Source organism: Flavobacterium xinjiangense, from assembly GCF_900142885.1.
In the GTDB taxonomy this organism is placed as follows: domain Bacteria; phylum Bacteroidota; class Bacteroidia; order Flavobacteriales; family Flavobacteriaceae; genus Flavobacterium; species Flavobacterium xinjiangense.
In genome coordinates, this window is record NZ_FRCL01000002.1 from 337,245 (window position 1) to 352,577 (window position 15,333).

The 15,333-nt window shown below is 34.6% G+C and carries 14 protein-coding genes and 1 riboswitch; of the genes, 13 read left to right on the forward strand and 1 reads right to left on the reverse strand.

Annotated features, from left to right (window positions below):
* Window positions 1-464 precede the first annotated feature (464 nt).
* The 7 genes from BUC23_RS03720 to BUC23_RS03750 all read left to right on the forward strand — a co-directional run bounded on the left by BUC23_RS03720 (window position 465) and on the right by BUC23_RS03750 (window position 7,433).
* A complete protein-coding gene (locus tag BUC23_RS03720; RefSeq protein ID WP_073205614.1) occupies window positions 465-755 on the forward strand; it encodes a hypothetical protein in 291 nt (96 codons plus the stop codon).
* A 229-nt stretch (window positions 756-984) separates the two neighbouring features.
* Window positions 985-1,179: a hypothetical protein gene (locus tag BUC23_RS03725; RefSeq protein WP_073205617.1), complete on the forward strand. Its 195-nt coding sequence runs from the start codon at window positions 985-987 to the stop codon at window positions 1,177-1,179.
* A gap of 245 nt (window positions 1,180-1,424) precedes the next feature.
* Window positions 1,425-1,532: riboswitch (SAM riboswitch) on the forward strand.
* A 79-nt stretch (window positions 1,533-1,611) separates the two neighbouring features.
* Window positions 1,612-2,574, forward strand: a complete 963-nt coding sequence (locus BUC23_RS03730; protein WP_341868407.1) for an alpha/beta fold hydrolase — start codon at window positions 1,612-1,614, stop codon at window positions 2,572-2,574.
* An 18-nt stretch (window positions 2,575-2,592) separates the two neighbouring features.
* Window positions 2,593-5,007, forward strand: a complete 2,415-nt coding sequence (thrA, locus tag BUC23_RS03735) for a bifunctional aspartate kinase/homoserine dehydrogenase I (RefSeq protein ID WP_073205623.1) — start codon at window positions 2,593-2,595, stop codon at window positions 5,005-5,007.
* A 166-nt stretch (window positions 5,008-5,173) separates the two neighbouring features.
* Complete coding sequence (locus BUC23_RS03740) at window positions 5,174-5,599, forward strand: OsmC family protein (RefSeq protein ID WP_073205626.1); 426 nt, start codon at window positions 5,174-5,176, stop codon at window positions 5,597-5,599.
* Between the two features lie 71 nt (window positions 5,600-5,670).
* Window positions 5,671-6,843 carry a trans-sulfuration enzyme family protein gene (locus BUC23_RS03745; protein WP_073205629.1) on the forward strand — a complete coding sequence of 391 codons (1,173 nt, stop codon included), beginning with the start codon at window positions 5,671-5,673 and terminating at the stop codon, window positions 6,841-6,843.
* 179 nt (window positions 6,844-7,022) lie between these two features.
* The gene (locus tag BUC23_RS03750; RefSeq protein ID WP_073205633.1) at window positions 7,023-7,433 is read left to right on the forward strand and encodes an RrF2 family transcriptional regulator; all 411 of its coding nucleotides are present in this window, start codon (window positions 7,023-7,025) and stop codon (window positions 7,431-7,433) included.
* 75 nt (window positions 7,434-7,508) lie between these two features.
* On the opposite strand, the gene BUC23_RS03755 is transcribed toward BUC23_RS03750, so the two are convergent.
* Window positions 7,509-8,291: a sulfite exporter TauE/SafE family protein gene (locus tag BUC23_RS03755; protein ID WP_073205635.1), complete on the reverse strand. Its 783-nt coding sequence runs from the start codon at window positions 8,289-8,291 to the stop codon at window positions 7,509-7,511.
* Window positions 8,292-8,771: 480 nt separating this feature from the next.
* On the opposite strand from BUC23_RS03755, the gene BUC23_RS03760 reads away from it, so the two are divergent.
* The 6 genes from BUC23_RS03760 to BUC23_RS03785 all read left to right on the forward strand — a co-directional run bounded on the left by BUC23_RS03760 (window position 8,772) and on the right by BUC23_RS03785 (window position 15,265).
* Complete coding sequence (locus BUC23_RS03760; RefSeq protein WP_073205638.1) at window positions 8,772-9,473, forward strand: phosphoadenylyl-sulfate reductase; 702 nt, start codon at window positions 8,772-8,774, stop codon at window positions 9,471-9,473.
* A gap of 75 nt (window positions 9,474-9,548) precedes the next feature.
* The gene (gene cysD, locus BUC23_RS03765; protein ID WP_073205642.1) at window positions 9,549-10,448 is read left to right on the forward strand and encodes a sulfate adenylyltransferase subunit CysD; all 900 of its coding nucleotides are present in this window, start codon (window positions 9,549-9,551) and stop codon (window positions 10,446-10,448) included.
* A gap of 96 nt (window positions 10,449-10,544) precedes the next feature.
* A complete protein-coding gene (locus tag BUC23_RS03770; RefSeq protein ID WP_073205645.1) occupies window positions 10,545-11,789 on the forward strand; it encodes a sulfate adenylyltransferase subunit 1 in 1,245 nt (414 codons plus the stop codon).
* Window positions 11,790-11,819: 30 nt separating this feature from the next.
* On the forward strand, window positions 11,820-13,910 hold the full coding sequence (locus BUC23_RS03775; protein ID WP_073205648.1) for a HEPN domain-containing protein: 2,091 nt from the start codon (window positions 11,820-11,822) through the stop codon (window positions 13,908-13,910).
* On the forward strand, window positions 13,903-14,697 hold the full coding sequence (gene cobA / locus BUC23_RS03780) for a uroporphyrinogen-III C-methyltransferase (RefSeq protein ID WP_073205650.1): 795 nt from the start codon (window positions 13,903-13,905) through the stop codon (window positions 14,695-14,697). Before BUC23_RS03775 ends, cobA begins: the two co-directional genes overlap by 8 nt.
* Entirely contained in the window at window positions 14,684-15,265 is a 582-nt protein-coding gene (locus BUC23_RS03785; RefSeq protein WP_073205653.1) for a precorrin-2 dehydrogenase/sirohydrochlorin ferrochelatase family protein, read from the forward strand. The genes cobA and BUC23_RS03785 overlap by 14 nt, the downstream gene beginning before the upstream one ends.
* The last annotated feature ends 68 nt before the right edge of the window (window positions 15,266-15,333 follow it).

Consider the following 15,333-nt stretch of genomic DNA (forward strand, 5'->3'; position numbering starts at 1 on the left):
TTGGTAGGCCAAAGGCAGTTTTCCTATAATAGGAATAAAAATATTTAGGAACTATTTGTTATCGCTGAAAATCAAATTTCAATCTTTTTGGCATTAACAATTGAATTGGATTATTAGGATTTTGTTGACTAATTGCTTTGCGTTTTGTTTAGAAATAGCCGTTATTTTTCTTTTTATGACTTTTTTCTGAAATTTAATCTATAAAAAATGCTTTATGTCTGATATAGTGTTAGTTGGTCGGATATGTTTTATTGTAACGTTATTATTTAAGTAAATTTGTTAAACCTAGAAAGAACAATCAAAAAGAGTTATTATTTTTAAGGGTATTTTTTTGATAGCTTACCGGTAAAGAATTACGACCTACACAAAATACGCCACATTTTTGAATTACCAACGCATCTTGGAGAAGTGGTCCAGCGAACTATTTATTATAAGAATGATTTTTTAACTAAAATAATTTAATCATGAAAGCAAGCGAAAACGTTTTTGTATTGGAAAATACATTGAAAAAAAGAGGCAAGATCCATACTAACAAATGGGACAAATATCTGGATGATTATAACAATTATATCAAGGAATATAAAAAGCATTACAAGAATTCACAAAATGGAGATGAAATCTCATTGTCTCTATATCCTTATATGCTTGTTAAATGGGAAGATTTACGAAATCGAATCACTAGAGCGTATGCCAAGAAATGCTTAACCAAAAAGCAAATCAAGCGAGTAATTAAAATTAATATGAAAAATAATTAAACACTGTTTTTCACTGAACTTGTAGTGAAAACTAAAGCATCAAATTAATGGTGAGCTATTTTGAAAATATAGTTTTTCACTAAATCACCAACGAATACCTTATTTGGCATTTATTTTTTAGATTTAATTTATTATTGGCAATGAAATTGATTGTGTGCAATAGCAGTTCTTTTTAACTGGGATTTTGCGAATTTAATTAATACTAAAACAACAACTAAAAATAATTATCATGAGAACATCAAAAACAATTTCGTCATTGCCAAATTTTAAATTCAAGGCAAGAAAAGTAAAAGAGATTCAAGCGGAGAATGAATTAATGCATACTAGGTTTGAAATGAAAACTAAAGGTGTGTTTGGGGAAAAAGATTCTAGTTCTTTATTGGCTTTAATGTATTCTCAAGATAACGAGGTACTTTTTATCTAATTCAAAGCAATCTATTTCATTAATTATACATATTTAAAATCAGTGTTTTACATGGTAAAAAACGACTTTCTTAAATTTTAGAATTCCCTTGAAAAACCGAAAAGCACCATTCAATAAAATGGATGCTTTTTTGTGCTTATATAAAACGAGAGGTTGCTAAATAATAACAATCAATTCTTTAAAAAATTTGTTTCTTTAAAAAATTTGTAGTTAATTTGCTCCTTTAAGTTCACAAACGTATTGAAATGTTATAAAGAAAGGACGAGGGATTAGACCCAATGAAGCCTTAGCAACCCTTCGATTTATCGAAGAAGGTGCTGCATTCTACCACGCCAAACGTGGAAAGATAACAACAAGAATTTAACTGGTTTACTCTAGTTTTTTCTTTCTAATATTTCCAAACACAAATCAAAAATCATAAAAGATTTGAAATTGGAAAATAAACCAAACCATATTACCTTACAAAATTTCACCACCGAAAGTGGCGTGTTTTATGCTGTTCTAAACTTGAGTTTTCAAGTTTTTGGGCCAGAATTAAATACTGCACCAACCGTTCTAGTAAATCACGCTTTAACCGGAAATTCCCAAGTTATTGGAAAAAACGGTTGGTGGAATGACTTAATCGGTGAAAATAAAACAATTGACACCACAAAATATACCGTATTAGCTTTTAATGTTCCCGGAAATGGCTATGACGAAACTATAATAGAAAACTATTTGGATTTTAATGCCAGAGATATTGCAAAACTGTTTGTTGAAGGAATTAAATTTCTTGAAATCAAAAAGCTGTATGCTATTATTGGAGGTTCAGTCGGTGGCGGAATTGCTTGGGAAATAGCAGCTTTAGAACCAAAAATTACAAAACATTTAATTCCTATTGCTACAGATTGGAAATCGACGGATTGGTTGATAGCCAATTGCTTTTTGCAGGAACAAATTCTAAACAATTCTTCAAAGCCTATTGAAGATGCCCGGATTCATGCCATGTTGTGCTACCGCACTCCAGAATCATTCAAGTCAAAATTTCAGAGAACTGTTAATGAGGAATTGGCCATTTTTAATATAGAAAGTTGGTTGTGTCATCACGGTGAGAAACTCCAAAAACGATTCCAACTTTCCTCTTATAAAATGATGAACCAATTGCTCAAAACAATAGATATCACCAGAAATAGAGGATCATTCGAAGAAATTACATCCAAAATTGATGCTGATATTCATATCATCGGAATCAATTCTGATTTATTTTTTACTGCAGATGAAAATAAAGCGACTTATCAAGAAATAAAAAAATATAAAAATAATGTTTCCTATCACGAAATAGTTTCCATTCATGGTCACGATGCTTTTTTGATAGAATACAAACAATTAGACAATTTGCTTCAGAATATATTCTAAGCCAAAAAACACAACACAATGAAAATATTAAAATTTGGAGGTAAATCTTTATCGAATGGCGAGGGATTAAACAAGGTGGTTGCTATTATTACTGATAAAGTTAATCAAGGAGAAAAAATTGCTATCGTTGTATCTGCTCGTGGGAACGCAACTGACGAGTTGGAAGATATTTTGAAAATTGCATCGCAAAATGGAAATTATAAACCGGTTTTCGAAGATTTTAAAAAATACCAACAAGCCGAATATTGCGATGTCGATTTAACAGAAGAATTCGAAGTGTTGGAAAAACTTTTTGAAGGTGTAAGTTTAATTGGGGATTATAGCAATAAAATTAAAGATTTAGTGCTGTCTAAAGGAGAATTGCTTTCGGCTAAATTACTTACTGCTATTTTAGTTAAAAATGGCATAAATGCTCGTTTTACCGATTCCAGAGAATTGATAAAAACCGATTCTAAATTTGGAGACGCGCAACCTTTGGAACAAATTTCGAAGAAAAATGTAATCAATTATTTCAAGCAAAATAATGGGAACACAGTGAATATTGTTACTGGTTTTATTGGATCAAACAGTAAAAATGATACCACTACTTTAGGCAGAAATGGCAGTAATTATACGGCTTCTTTGATTGCTAATTATCTAAATGCCGAGGAGCTTCAGAATTATACTCATGTTGATGGGATATACACAGCAAACCCCGATTTAGTTTTGGATGCTAAAAAAATTGACCATTTGACTTTCAATGAAGCGAATGAGTTGGCTAATTTTGGAGCAACCATTCTTCATGCGAAAACGATAATTCCTTTATTGGAAAAAAATATTCCTCTTCGAATTTTAAACACATTCAATCACGAAAATAAAGGAACTTTAATCACTTCAAATTCGAATAAGGAAGGAATTAAAACGCTTTCCGTTTTGGAAAATGTGTCTTTAGTAAACCTGGAAGGAAGAGGTTTACTGGGAAAAACTGGTGTTGATGCTCGTATTTTTAGAGTAATGGGAGATAATGACATTAGTGTTAGTATCATTTCACAAGGCTCTTCAGAAAGAGGAATTGGTCTTGTGGTTGCTGCTGATCAGGCTACAAAAGCAATGATTGAACTAGAAAAAGAATTCGAAAATGATTTCTATTCTAAAGACGTCAACAAAATTTCAGTTACTGATAATGTTTCGGTGATTTCTATCATTGGACAGGATTTAAGCACTTTTCACAAGCCATATACCGCTCTTATCAAGAACAAGATTGTGCCTATTCTTTTCAATAATACGGTAACGGGGAAAAACGTAAGTTTAGTTGTCAAAAAGTCACAACTTAATAAAGCGTTGAACGTTATTCACGGGGAGATTTTTGGAGTTTCAAAGAAAATTAATATTGCCATTTTTGGTCATGGATTAGTTGGTGGAACTTTGATTAATCAAATTCTGGAATCGGCTGCTGCTATCGAAAAAAGAAAGGACATTAAATTGAATGTTTTTGCTATCGCCAATTCAAAAAATGTACTGTTGAATAAAAATGGAGTCACTCCAAACTGGAAAAACGAGATACAAAATAATGGTTTTTCTTATACGATTGATGATTTTATTGCCTTTGCTAATGAGCATCACTTAGAAAATTTAATTGCAATCGATAACACAGCAAGCGCTGCATTTGTTGAAAATTATGTGAAATTGGCTGAAAATAGTTTTGATTTGATTTCCTCTAATAAAGTAGCGAACACTTTGAGTTATAAATTTTATAAAGACTTGCGAAAAGTATTGGCAGACAATCAAAAGAGTTATCTTTATGAAACGAATGTCGGAGCTGGTTTGCCATTGATTGATACGATTAAATTATTGCATCTTTCTGGTGAAAATATCACCAAAATAAAAGGTGTTTTTTCTGGAACATTGAGTTATTTGTTTAACAATTTCTCTGCTAAGGATGTTCCTTTTAGTCAGGTCTTGCAAGAGGGAATTGATAATGGTTATACAGAGCCAGATCCTCGCGAGGATTTATGTGGTAACGATGTAGGTAGAAAATTATTAATTTTAGCAAGAGAATTGGATTTGCAAAATGAATTTGAAGAAATCGAAATTGAGAATTTAATTCCAGAACATTTGCGTGAAGGAAGGGCTTCTGAATTTTTGACTAAACTAAAAGAATTTGATCCTATTTATGATAAAATAAAAAAGGAACAAAAACCAAATCACGTTTTGAGATACATTGGTGAATTATCAGGAGATTTGCAAAATGACAAAGGAAATCTTGAAGTAAAATTAGTTTCGGTTCCATCTGATACGGCACTGGGAGGATTGAAAGGTTCTGATTCGTTCTTCGAAATTTACACAGAATCATATGGAGATCGACCAATTGTAATTCAAGGAGCCGGAGCCGGATCAGCAGTTACTGCCAGAGGCGTTTTTGGGGATATCTTGAGATTGTCGGATAAAGGGTAATGATTTAAGATTTTGGAATTTAGATTTTTGATTTAAGATATATAAAAGTAAAATCTGCGTTTGAAAATCCGTTTCATCTGCGTCGGAACAAATATAATTAAAAAAAAAAGGGACTGCCTCCAGTCTTGGCTCCCTTCCCTTCGGGGAGGGTTGGGGAGGGGATAATATGAAAATAACATTAAACAGAGTAAACGAAAACTTTCACTTCGAATTAAAAAATGACCGTGGTCACACAGTAAATGTTGATAGCCGTCCTGATTTTGGTGGGAATGATATGGGGCCAAGCCCAATGGAGTTAGTACTGATGGGTGTTGCGGGTTGCAGTGCGATTGATATGATTTCTATTCTGAAAAAACAAAGACAAGATATCACTTCTTTCAAAGCTGAGGTCGAAGGCGAGCGTGTGCAAGTAGGCGAGGCAAAACCATTCAAAGATATTCACGTGGTGTTTTATCTAGAAGGAGCTATTAATGAAGATAAAGCAGCCAGAGCAGCACAACTTTCTTTTGAAAAATACTGCTCGGTTTCTAAAACATTAGAACCAACAGCAACCATACATTACAAAGTAGTCTTGAATAATAAATCATTATAGTTTAAATACAAGTTGTGAGAGTTCCACGATTCCAACAAATTCAAACCTTAAACTTTAAACTAAAAAATAAAATGAACGAACAAGAATTTGGTTTTGAAACCCAAGCCATACGCACCCAATTAGAAAGAACGCAGTATTTAGAGCACTCGGTTCCTTTGTACTTAACTTCAAGTTTTGTCTTTGAAGATGCCGAAGATATGCGTGCTTCTTTTGCTGAGGAGAAGGATCGAAATATTTATAGCAGATACAGCAACCCAAATACGAACGAATTTGTTGATAAAGTTTGCAAAATGGAAGGGGCAGAGGCTGGTTTTGCCTTTGCTTCAGGAATGGCAGCAGTGTATTCAACCTTGGCAGCTTTACTGAAATCCGGAGATCATATTGTTTCATCCAGTAGTGTTTTTGGAGCGACACATTCTTTATTCATTAATTATTTTCCAAAATGGAACATTGAAACCTCCTATTTTGATATAAATAAGCCGGAAACGATTGAAAGTTTTATTACGCCAAATACAAAGATTCTTTTTGCTGAATCGCCGACCAACCCTGCTGTTGATATTATCGATTTGGAGCTTTTAGGAACTATTGCAAAAAAACACAATTTGATTTTGGTAATAGATAACTGTTTTGCAACACCTTATCTGCAACAACCTATAAAATGGGGCGCGCACTTAGTGGTGCATTCCGCTACGAAGTTAATGGACGGTCAAGGTAGAGTGTTGGGAGGAATAACAGTTGGTGATGCAGAATTGATACAAAAAATCTATTTATTTTCACGACTTACTGGGCCTTCCTTATCACCTTTTAACGCTTGGGTTTTATCAAAAAGTTTAGAAACTTTAGCAATTCGTTTAGACAGACATTGTGAAAATGCATTGAAAGTAGCGGAGTTTTTAGAGCAACATCCAAATGTGAAGCGTGTTAAATACCCCTTCTTGAAATCTCATCCGCAATACGAAATTGCTCAAAAGCAAATGAAGTTGGGTGGGAACATCGTTGCTTTTGAAATAAAAGGGGGTCTTGAAGCCGGAAGAAACTTTTTGGATAAAATAAAGCTATGCTCTTTATCACCTAATTTGGGAGACACCAGAACAATTGTAACACATCCAGCATCTACTACGCACAGTAAATTATCTGTAGAGGAACGTTTGGCTGTAAGCATTACTGATGGGTTGGTTCGCGTTTCCGTAGGATTGGAAACAGTGAAAGATGTTATAGCAGATTTAGAGCAAGCTCTTTCTTAAAGATTTTTATTCCGAAGTTCGGGAGCAGATTTAGGGCAAATCGAAAATCGTTAATCTGCATTCACTATTCTTAAATCAAAAAGTATATTTTTGTTGCTACAATAAAAGACATATAGATTTCGGATTACTTTAAAATCTGAAATCAAAAATCCTTAATCTTCAATCTTATATTTTTAAATATGCTTTCTAAAAAAACAAAATACGGAATAAAAGCATTGACTTTTTTGGCTCGCCAAGAAGATCAGACTCCTGTTGCTATTGCTGATATTGCAAAGGCAGAGCAAATTTCAGTTAAGTTTTTAGAAAGTATTTTACTGCTGTTGCGGCATTCCGGATTTCTGGGTGCTAAAAAAGGAAAAGGTGGGGGGTATTACTTAATAAAAGACCCCAAAGATATTAATATGGCCCATGTCTATCGTATTCTGGAAGGGCCAATAGCTTTGTTACCTTGTGCGAGTCATAATTTCTATGAAAGATGTGAGGACTGTACTGATGAAGCTACATGTGCGGTTAGAAAATTAATGATGGAGGTTCGGGATAATACTTTGATGATATTGGAAAACAATACCCTGGCGGATATTGCTTTTTAATTTATTTGCTATAAGAATATTAAGCTGTTTTTTTTGTTTCGCTCCCTCTCCTTCACAGAATGTTGGGAACAGGATTTAAAAAACCAAATTATATCCCACAAAAAACAACATTACCGCAATGGCATTTCTAAGAAGCAAATCAGGGACTTTGCCACTCAACATACTTCCTAAATAAATTCCAGGAAGTGATCCTATTAATAATTGTCCTAATAGGCCTAAATCTAAATTCCCCATTGAGGCATGTCCTATTCCTGCTACAAGAGTCAAAGGAACAGCATGAGCAATCTCCGTCCCAACTAATCTTGGAGTTGCTAAAAGTGGATACAGGAAAAATAAAGTAACCGTGCCTAGAGCACCTGCTCCAATGGAAGTCAGAGTCACAGTTGCTCCCAACATGACACCAATGGCCACGGTTAATGCATTCTGAGTTTTACTCTCACTATGAAACTTATCTCCGGCATGTTTTTGAGAAAACAATAAAAGTTTTTGTTTGAATATTATAGCAATCGATGTGAAAAGGAGTGCCCAACCTAAACTCAGTTTTATTATGTGATTTAAAGCTGTGATATCTGTTTTTATGCTATGCAATATCCATAAAGTGAGTAAAGCAGCTGGCACACTGCCTAAAGAGAGCCAACCTGTGATAGCCCAATTAATATTCTTTTTTTTATGGTGTACATAAACGCCCCCCATTTTGGTAAAAGCCGCATACAATAGATCGGTTCCCACGGCCGATGTCGGGGGGATACCAAACCATAATAAAATGGGAGTCATTAAAGATCCACCACCTACGCCCGTCAATCCTACTATAAAACCCACTAATAAACCTGCAACTATAAATCCAATTTGAAAATCCATAAAACAAAAATTTTGACAAAAATACAACTATTTTATAATTATCCTATAGACATGATAGAGTATTAAAAAAAAATAAAAAAATACCAATCTTTATAGCAATGGTTTTGTATGCTATTTGGAGCGAAACCTGAGGCATTTTAGGAGTCATGGTTCCCGCCATCATTCCCAATCTTATGAGCAGAACCCCAGCTCATAAGGATTTTCCCTTCTGTCGGGGCTAAAGCTCAGAGTTTAGGGCCCTATTTGAATAATTTTAATAAGAATATAGGGGAAGCAGGGGAAATATTAGAAAAATCATACAAATTTTATATCTATCAGAGAATCAGTCTTGCGTCTTTTCTGTATAAAAGCAGTAGTTGATAGCGATTGCCAATAAAAAAGTCAAATTTTATTTTGTAATTTAGAATTAAGTAGTATTTTTGCGAAGTAATCTAGTAAACCGATAGGGTAATGGATTTTATTAAAAAAACATAAAAATAAATGAGTGCAGCGGTAGTAAATACTTTATTAGAAAAAACAGCAAATTTCTCGATCGAGGAAACTTTGGCTTTTTTAGCTAACGAATACAAGTACAAAGTGGTTTTTTCGACTTCTTTTGGACAGGAAGACCAAGTGATTACTGCGTTAATTGCCAAAAGTAATTTGCCGATTACCATTTTTACTTTAGACACAGGAAGATTATTTCAAGAGACATATGATGTTTTTCACAAAACATTAAAGAAATATAAAAAAGAGATTAAAGTATGTTTCCCAGAAGCTACAGCGGTTGAAAACTTATTGCAAACAAAAGGTCCAAACAGCTTTTACGAATCAGTTGAAAATAGGAAAGAATGTTGTTTCATTCGCAAAGTGGCTCCATTGACTAAAGCATTAAAAGGCAATGAGATTTGGATTACCGGTTTACGAGCAGAACAATCGGAAAACAGAAATAACCTGGATTTATTTGAATACGATGCGCATTTTGATATTGTCAAATTCAATCCATTGTTGAAATGGACTTTAGAAGAAGTTCAAAAATATATTGATGATAACAATGTGCCTCAAAACGCACTTCATAAACAAGGTTTTGTGAGTATAGGTTGTGCGCCATGTACCAGAGCCATTACACCTGGCGAGGATATCAGAGCGGGACGATGGTGGTGGGAGTCTAGTCATAAAGAATGCGGTTTGCACCAAAAGTAGTTGTGAATTATAAATTATAAATGATTGTTGGAATCTTTAAATTTTTCAATCATTTAAATCTTTAAAATTAAAAAAATGAGTTCAATATTAAAAACAAACGCATTAGAAAGCGAAGCGATATATATATTTAGAGAAGTAATTTCTCAATTTGACAAGCCTGTCTTACTTTTTTCAGGTGGAAAAGATTCAATTACATTGGTACGTTTAGCTCAAAAAGCATTCTTTCCCGCAAAGATTCCTTTTCCATTATTGCACGTTGATACCGGTCATAACTTTCCTGAAACAATCGAATTTAGAGATAGATTGGTCGCTGAATTAGGATTAGAATTAATCGTTCGTAACGTACAAGACGCTATTGATGAAGGGAAAGTAGTAGAGGAGTCCGGAAAATACTCTAGTAGAAACAGTTTGCAAACCGTAACTCTCTTAGACGCTATTGAGGAATTCAAATTTGATGCTTGTATTGGTGGTGCCCGCAGGGATGAAGAAAAAGCAAGAGCTAAAGAGCGTATTTTCTCTGTTCGTGATGATTTTGGTCAGTGGGACGAGAAAAACCAACGCCCGGAATTGTTTGATATTTTGAATGGAAAAATTGAGAATGGTCAAAATGTTCGTGTTTTTCCAATTTCAAACTGGACAGAATTGGATGTTTGGAGTTATATCGAAGAAGAGCAAATTGAAATTCCATCAATTTATTTTTCACATAAACGTAAAGTGTTCATAAGAGACGGTATGATTTGGTCACATTCTCCATTTGTATTTCAAGAAGAAGACGAAGAAATCGAAGAAAGAATTGTTCGTTTTAGAACCGTTGGAGATATGAGTTGTACCGCTGCCGTTGATTCTTATGCAGCAACTATTCAAGAAGTAGTTGGTGAAATTAGATCTTCAACCATTTCTGAAAGAGGTGCCAGAATTGATGACAAACGTTCTGAAGCCGCAATGGAAAAAAGAAAACAACAAGGGTACTTTTAGAATACCAATTGAAAGATTTAAGGATTTAAAAATTAAAAGATTTAAGTTAAGGAGTTTTTAAAACTTGAAACTTTAAACCTGAAACAAAGATATATAATGGAAGTTTTAAAAATAGCAACAGCAGGAAGTGTAGATGACGGAAAAAGTACATTAATCGGAAGATTATTATACGATACAAAATCGTTGACTACTGATAAGATTGAAGCAATAGAAAAAAGTAGCAAGCAAAAAGGATATGATTATTTAGATTTTTCTTTGGCTACTGACGGTTTGGTTGCCGAAAGAGAACAAGGAATCACGATAGATGTGGCTCACATTTATTTTTCAACAGCGAAAAAAAGTTACATCATTGCCGATACTCCAGGTCACGTAGAATATACACGTAACATGGTTACAGGAGCTTCAACTTCACAAGTATCAATTATATTGATTGATGCCAGAAAAGGAGTTATTGAGCAAACCTATAGACACTTTTTTATCAATAATTTATTGCGTGTCAAAGAAGTGATTGTTGCGGTAAACAAAATGGATTTAGTTGATTATTCAGAAGAAGTATACAATAAAATCAAAGCTGATTTTCAGGCACTAAATGCAAAAAGTACGTTCAAAGAACAGACGGTTAGTTACATTCCGCTAAGTGCTATCAATGGTGGAAATGTAGTGGACAAATCAGAAAATATGCCGTGGTACAACGGGCAGACGGTTTTGGAACATTTAGAAGCTTTAGAGCCAAAAGATGTATATGAAAAAGGAAAAGCGCGTTTCCCTGTTCAAACCGTTATCCGACCAAAAACGGAGGAATACCATGACTTTAGAGGGTACGCTGGGAAATTATACGGCGATAATATTAAAGTAGGTGATGCAGTAACCGTTCTTCCATCTTTGACAGAATCTAAAGTGACCAACATTCACTTTTTCGATAAAAAATACGATGAAGCTACTGCGGGTTCTTCGATTACAATCGAATTAGAAAATGATATTAATGTGACCAGAGGTGATATGATTGTAAAATCGGATGAGCTTCCTAGAATCGAAAAAGATATTAATACCACTATTTGTTGGATGGACAGCAAAAAGTTAGTTCCGGGAACAAAATATTTGATTCAACACAATACCAATAGGGTTTTGGCAAAAATTGAAAGTGTGAAAAACGTAATCGCAACCGATTATTCTGGAGTTACTCCAGCGACTCAATTGGCTATTAACGAAATAGGAGAAGTAAATATTAAATTAAGTAAAGCTATTTATTTTGATGCCTATAATGACAATAAATCAAACGGCGCTTTTATTTTAATAGATACAGCAACCAATACAACTGCAGGAGTTGGTTTTATAAACTAAACCTAGCTTTTGCTAAAAAAATAACTACAGATGCAAAGTTTTAGAACCGAAATAGAAGACCCGATTGTCCAAAAAGACATCATCGATTTAGAAAGAAAAATTGCTTTATTCCGTGATGGAAAAATTGATGATGAACGTTTCCGTAGCCTTCGTTTGGCGAGAGGAGTTTACGGTCAGCGTCAGGAAGGCGTACAAATGATTCGTATTAAATTGCCTTTTGGTAAAGTGACCAGCGAACAATTGTTGCGTATTACTAAAGTTTCTGATGAATATTCAACTGGACGTTTGCACATTACAACGCGCCAGGATATCCAGATTCACTACGTAAGTTTGGACAAAACGCCACAACTTTGGGCTGAACTGGAAAAAGATGATGTTACACTTCGTGAAGCTTGCGGGAACACCGTAAGAAATATTACGGCGAGCGAAACAGCAGGAATCGATTTAGAGGAACCTTTTGATGTATCGCCTTATGCACATGCTATGTTTCAGTTTTTCTTAAGAAATCCAGTTTGTCAGGAAATGGGGCGTAAATTCAAAATTTCATTTTCGTCTTCTGATAAAGATACGGCATTGAGTTATTTGCATGATTTAGGATTTATTCCAAGAATTGTAAATGGCGAAAGAGGATTTAAAGTAATGTTAGGCGGAGGATTGGGTTCTCAGCCGCATCACGCCGAATTATTGTCGGAATTTATTCCGGTAAACCAAATTATTCCTACAACCGAAGGCGTTTTGAGAATTTTTGATCGCTATGGCGAAAGAGCGAAACGTTTGAAAGCTCGTATGAAATTCTTAATCAAAGATATTGGTAGAGATGAATTTTTAAAATTGGTTGATGAAGAAAAAAAAGCATTGTCTCACCAAACAGTTGAAATAGATACAACAGCTTTTGATGCTGAAATTCCAGCACCTTTACAGGAAGCTCCAAAAGTAGTAATCGAAGACACAGCTGCTTTCGAAGCTTGGAAAAAATCAAATGTAATCGCGCAAAAACAAGCCGGTTATGTAGCGATTGGAATCAAAGTTTTATTGGGGGATTTTTATACTGATAAAGCGAGATTATTGGCTGATTTGATTAAAAATTATGCAGCCAATGAATTGCGTTTTTCTTTGAGACAGGATATTTTAATTCGTCACGTAAAAGAAGAAAATTTGCCTTTTTTCTACCAAGAATTAGCCAAATTAGATTTTGTGGCTCTTGGTTACAATACCATTTCAGATATTACGGCTTGTCCGGGAACAGATACCTGTAATTTAGGAATCGCGAGCAGCACCGGAATCGCAGTAGAACTAGAAAGAGTTTTAGAAACAGAATATCCACAATACAGCAATAATCAGGAAATCACGATTAAAATCAGTGGTTGTATGAATGCTTGTGGACAACACAATATGGCCGAAATTGGTTTCCAGGGAATGTCTATCAATTCAGGAAAATTAGTCGCGCCAGCGTTACAAGTATTATTAGGTGGAGGAAATTTAGGAAACGGATCAGGAAGATTTTCTGATAAAGTTATCAAAATTCCAAGTAGAAGAGGACCTGATGCATTGCGTTTCATCTTAAATGATTTTGAAGCGAACGGAAACGGAGAATCATTCTTGAATTATTATGATGCTAAAGGGGAGAAATATTTCTACGAATTTTTGAAACCATTAGCGGATTTAACTAATCTTACCGAAGCTGATTTTATTGATTGGGGAAATGCTGATAACTATGTAAAAGCTGTTGGAGTAGGAGAATGCGCCGGTGTAGTAATTGATTTAGTCGCTACTTTGATATTTGAGGCTAAGGATAAAATGACTTTTGCTCAAGAAGCTTTGGAAGAAGGAAAATGGGCAGATGCAATTTATTTAGCGTATGCTGGATTTGTAAATGGTGCTAAAGCATTGTTACTTGCTGAAAACCAAAAAACAAATCACCATGCAGGAATTATCGATTTATTTGATACCGTTTTTGTCGAAAGTAATAAAATCGAGTTGGATTCGACTTTCAAAGAGTTAGTTTATCAAATTAAAGAAAACGAACCTTCCCAAGCGTTTGCGCAAAAATACATTCAAGAAGGGATTGCCTTTTTTGATAAAATAGAAAAATATAGAGCAAAAGATTTAGCTGATGCATAATACAATACAACCAAAAGTAACTTTAGTAGGAGCTGGTCCAGGCGACCCGGATTTGCTTACGCTAAAAGGAGCAAAAGCACTGGCTGAAGCGAACGTGGTTTTGTACGATGCCTTGGCTAATGAAGAACTTTTGTCCTATGCTCCTAAAAATGCATTGAAAATATTTGTTGGAAAGAGAAAAGGAAGTCATGCCTATACTCAAGAAGAAATCAATCAATTAATTGTAGATAACGCACTTACTTACGGTCATGTGGTGCGATTAAAAGGTGGAGATCCATTTATCTTTGGAAGAGGGAGTGAAGAAATAGAATTCGTAGAAAGCTTTGGAATTCCTACATTTGTGGTTCCTGGGATTTCCTCATCTATTGCAGTTCCCGCTTACCAAGGCATTTCATTGACAAAAAGAGGTGTTTCTGAAAGTTTTTGGGTAATTACCGGTACGACTTCAGCACGGGAATTATCTGCCGATGTGGCTCTGGCAGCGCAATCTACAGCGACAGTTGTTATTTTGATGGGGATGAGTAAATTGGAAGAAATTGTGGCTTTGTTTCAAAAGGAATCCAAAGGAGAAACGCCCGTAGCGATTATTCAAAACGGAACAACTCCAGAGGAAAAAGTAGGGATTGGGACAATAAACACAATCCAAAGAGTGGTAGCAGAGCACAATTTAAGTTCTCCGGCGATAATCGTTATTGGAGAAGTAGTAGGAGATAGTAAGAAAAGGGTAGGTTTTTATAGAGAATTAAAATCAAACCATAATAAAGTACTGGTGTATGGAAAGGAATGAGTTATATCCGATATTTTTAAAATTACAGCAACTCAATGTGCTTATCGTAGGAGGAGGAAATGTGGGTTTAGAAAAATTATCGTTTATGCTAAAATCCAGTCCAAATGCCAATGTTGAGGTCGTGGCACCAAAATTTTTACCGGAACTGGGAGTGTTGGTGGAAAAGCATCCTTCAGTAAAACTGACGAAAGCCAAGTTCAAGAAAAAAATGTTGAAGAAACGGCACATGGTGATAGCCTGTACCGATAATTTGAAAGTTAATAAAAAGGTATTTGATCTGTCACGAAAAAGATACTTGATTTGCAACATAGCCGATACGCCAGATTTATGCGATTATTATTTAGGTGGAATTGTAACTAAGGGAAATGTAAAAATTGCGATTTCTACAAACGGGAAATCACCAACAACTGCCAAAAGATTACGCGAGTTTTTCGAAGAAATAATTCCGGACGATATTAATAAAATGGTTGAAAATCTAAATGAATATCGCAAAACACTGAAAGGAAATTTCGAAGAAAAAGTTCAAAAAATGAATGAAATTACTGAAGCATTAAAAAATAAAGAATAAAAGAGCCAATAAGTAACGAATGATATTTATCATTTTAAGTAGTAAAAACCAATCGTTAATTTGCAGTA

Coding starts and splice junctions, on each gene's coding strand:
- BUC23_RS03720 (WP_073205614.1), top strand. CDS start 465: ATGAAAGCAAGCGAAAACGTTTTTGTATTGGAAAATACATTGAAAAAA.
- BUC23_RS03725 (WP_073205617.1), top strand. CDS start 985: ATGAGAACATCAAAAACAATTTCGTCATTGCCAAATTTTAAATTCAAG.
- thrA (WP_073205623.1), top strand. CDS start 2,593: ATGAAAATATTAAAATTTGGAGGTAAATCTTTATCGAATGGCGAGGGA.
- BUC23_RS03740 (WP_073205626.1), top strand. CDS start 5,174: ATGAAAATAACATTAAACAGAGTAAACGAAAACTTTCACTTCGAATTA.
- BUC23_RS03745 (WP_073205629.1), top strand. CDS start 5,671: ATGAACGAACAAGAATTTGGTTTTGAAACCCAAGCCATACGCACCCAA.
- BUC23_RS03750 (WP_073205633.1), top strand. CDS start 7,023: ATGCTTTCTAAAAAAACAAAATACGGAATAAAAGCATTGACTTTTTTG.
- BUC23_RS03755 (WP_073205635.1), bottom strand. CDS start 8,291: ATGGATTTTCAAATTGGATTTATAGTTGCAGGTTTATTAGTGGGTTTT.
- BUC23_RS03760 (WP_073205638.1), top strand. CDS start 8,772: ATGAGTGCAGCGGTAGTAAATACTTTATTAGAAAAAACAGCAAATTTC.
- cysD (WP_073205642.1), top strand. CDS start 9,549: ATGAGTTCAATATTAAAAACAAACGCATTAGAAAGCGAAGCGATATAT.
- BUC23_RS03770 (WP_073205645.1), top strand. CDS start 10,545: ATGGAAGTTTTAAAAATAGCAACAGCAGGAAGTGTAGATGACGGAAAA.
- BUC23_RS03775 (WP_073205648.1), top strand. CDS start 11,820: ATGCAAAGTTTTAGAACCGAAATAGAAGACCCGATTGTCCAAAAAGAC.
- cobA (WP_073205650.1), top strand. CDS start 13,903: ATGCATAATACAATACAACCAAAAGTAACTTTAGTAGGAGCTGGTCCA.
- BUC23_RS03785 (WP_073205653.1), top strand. CDS start 14,684: ATGGAAAGGAATGAGTTATATCCGATATTTTTAAAATTACAGCAACTC.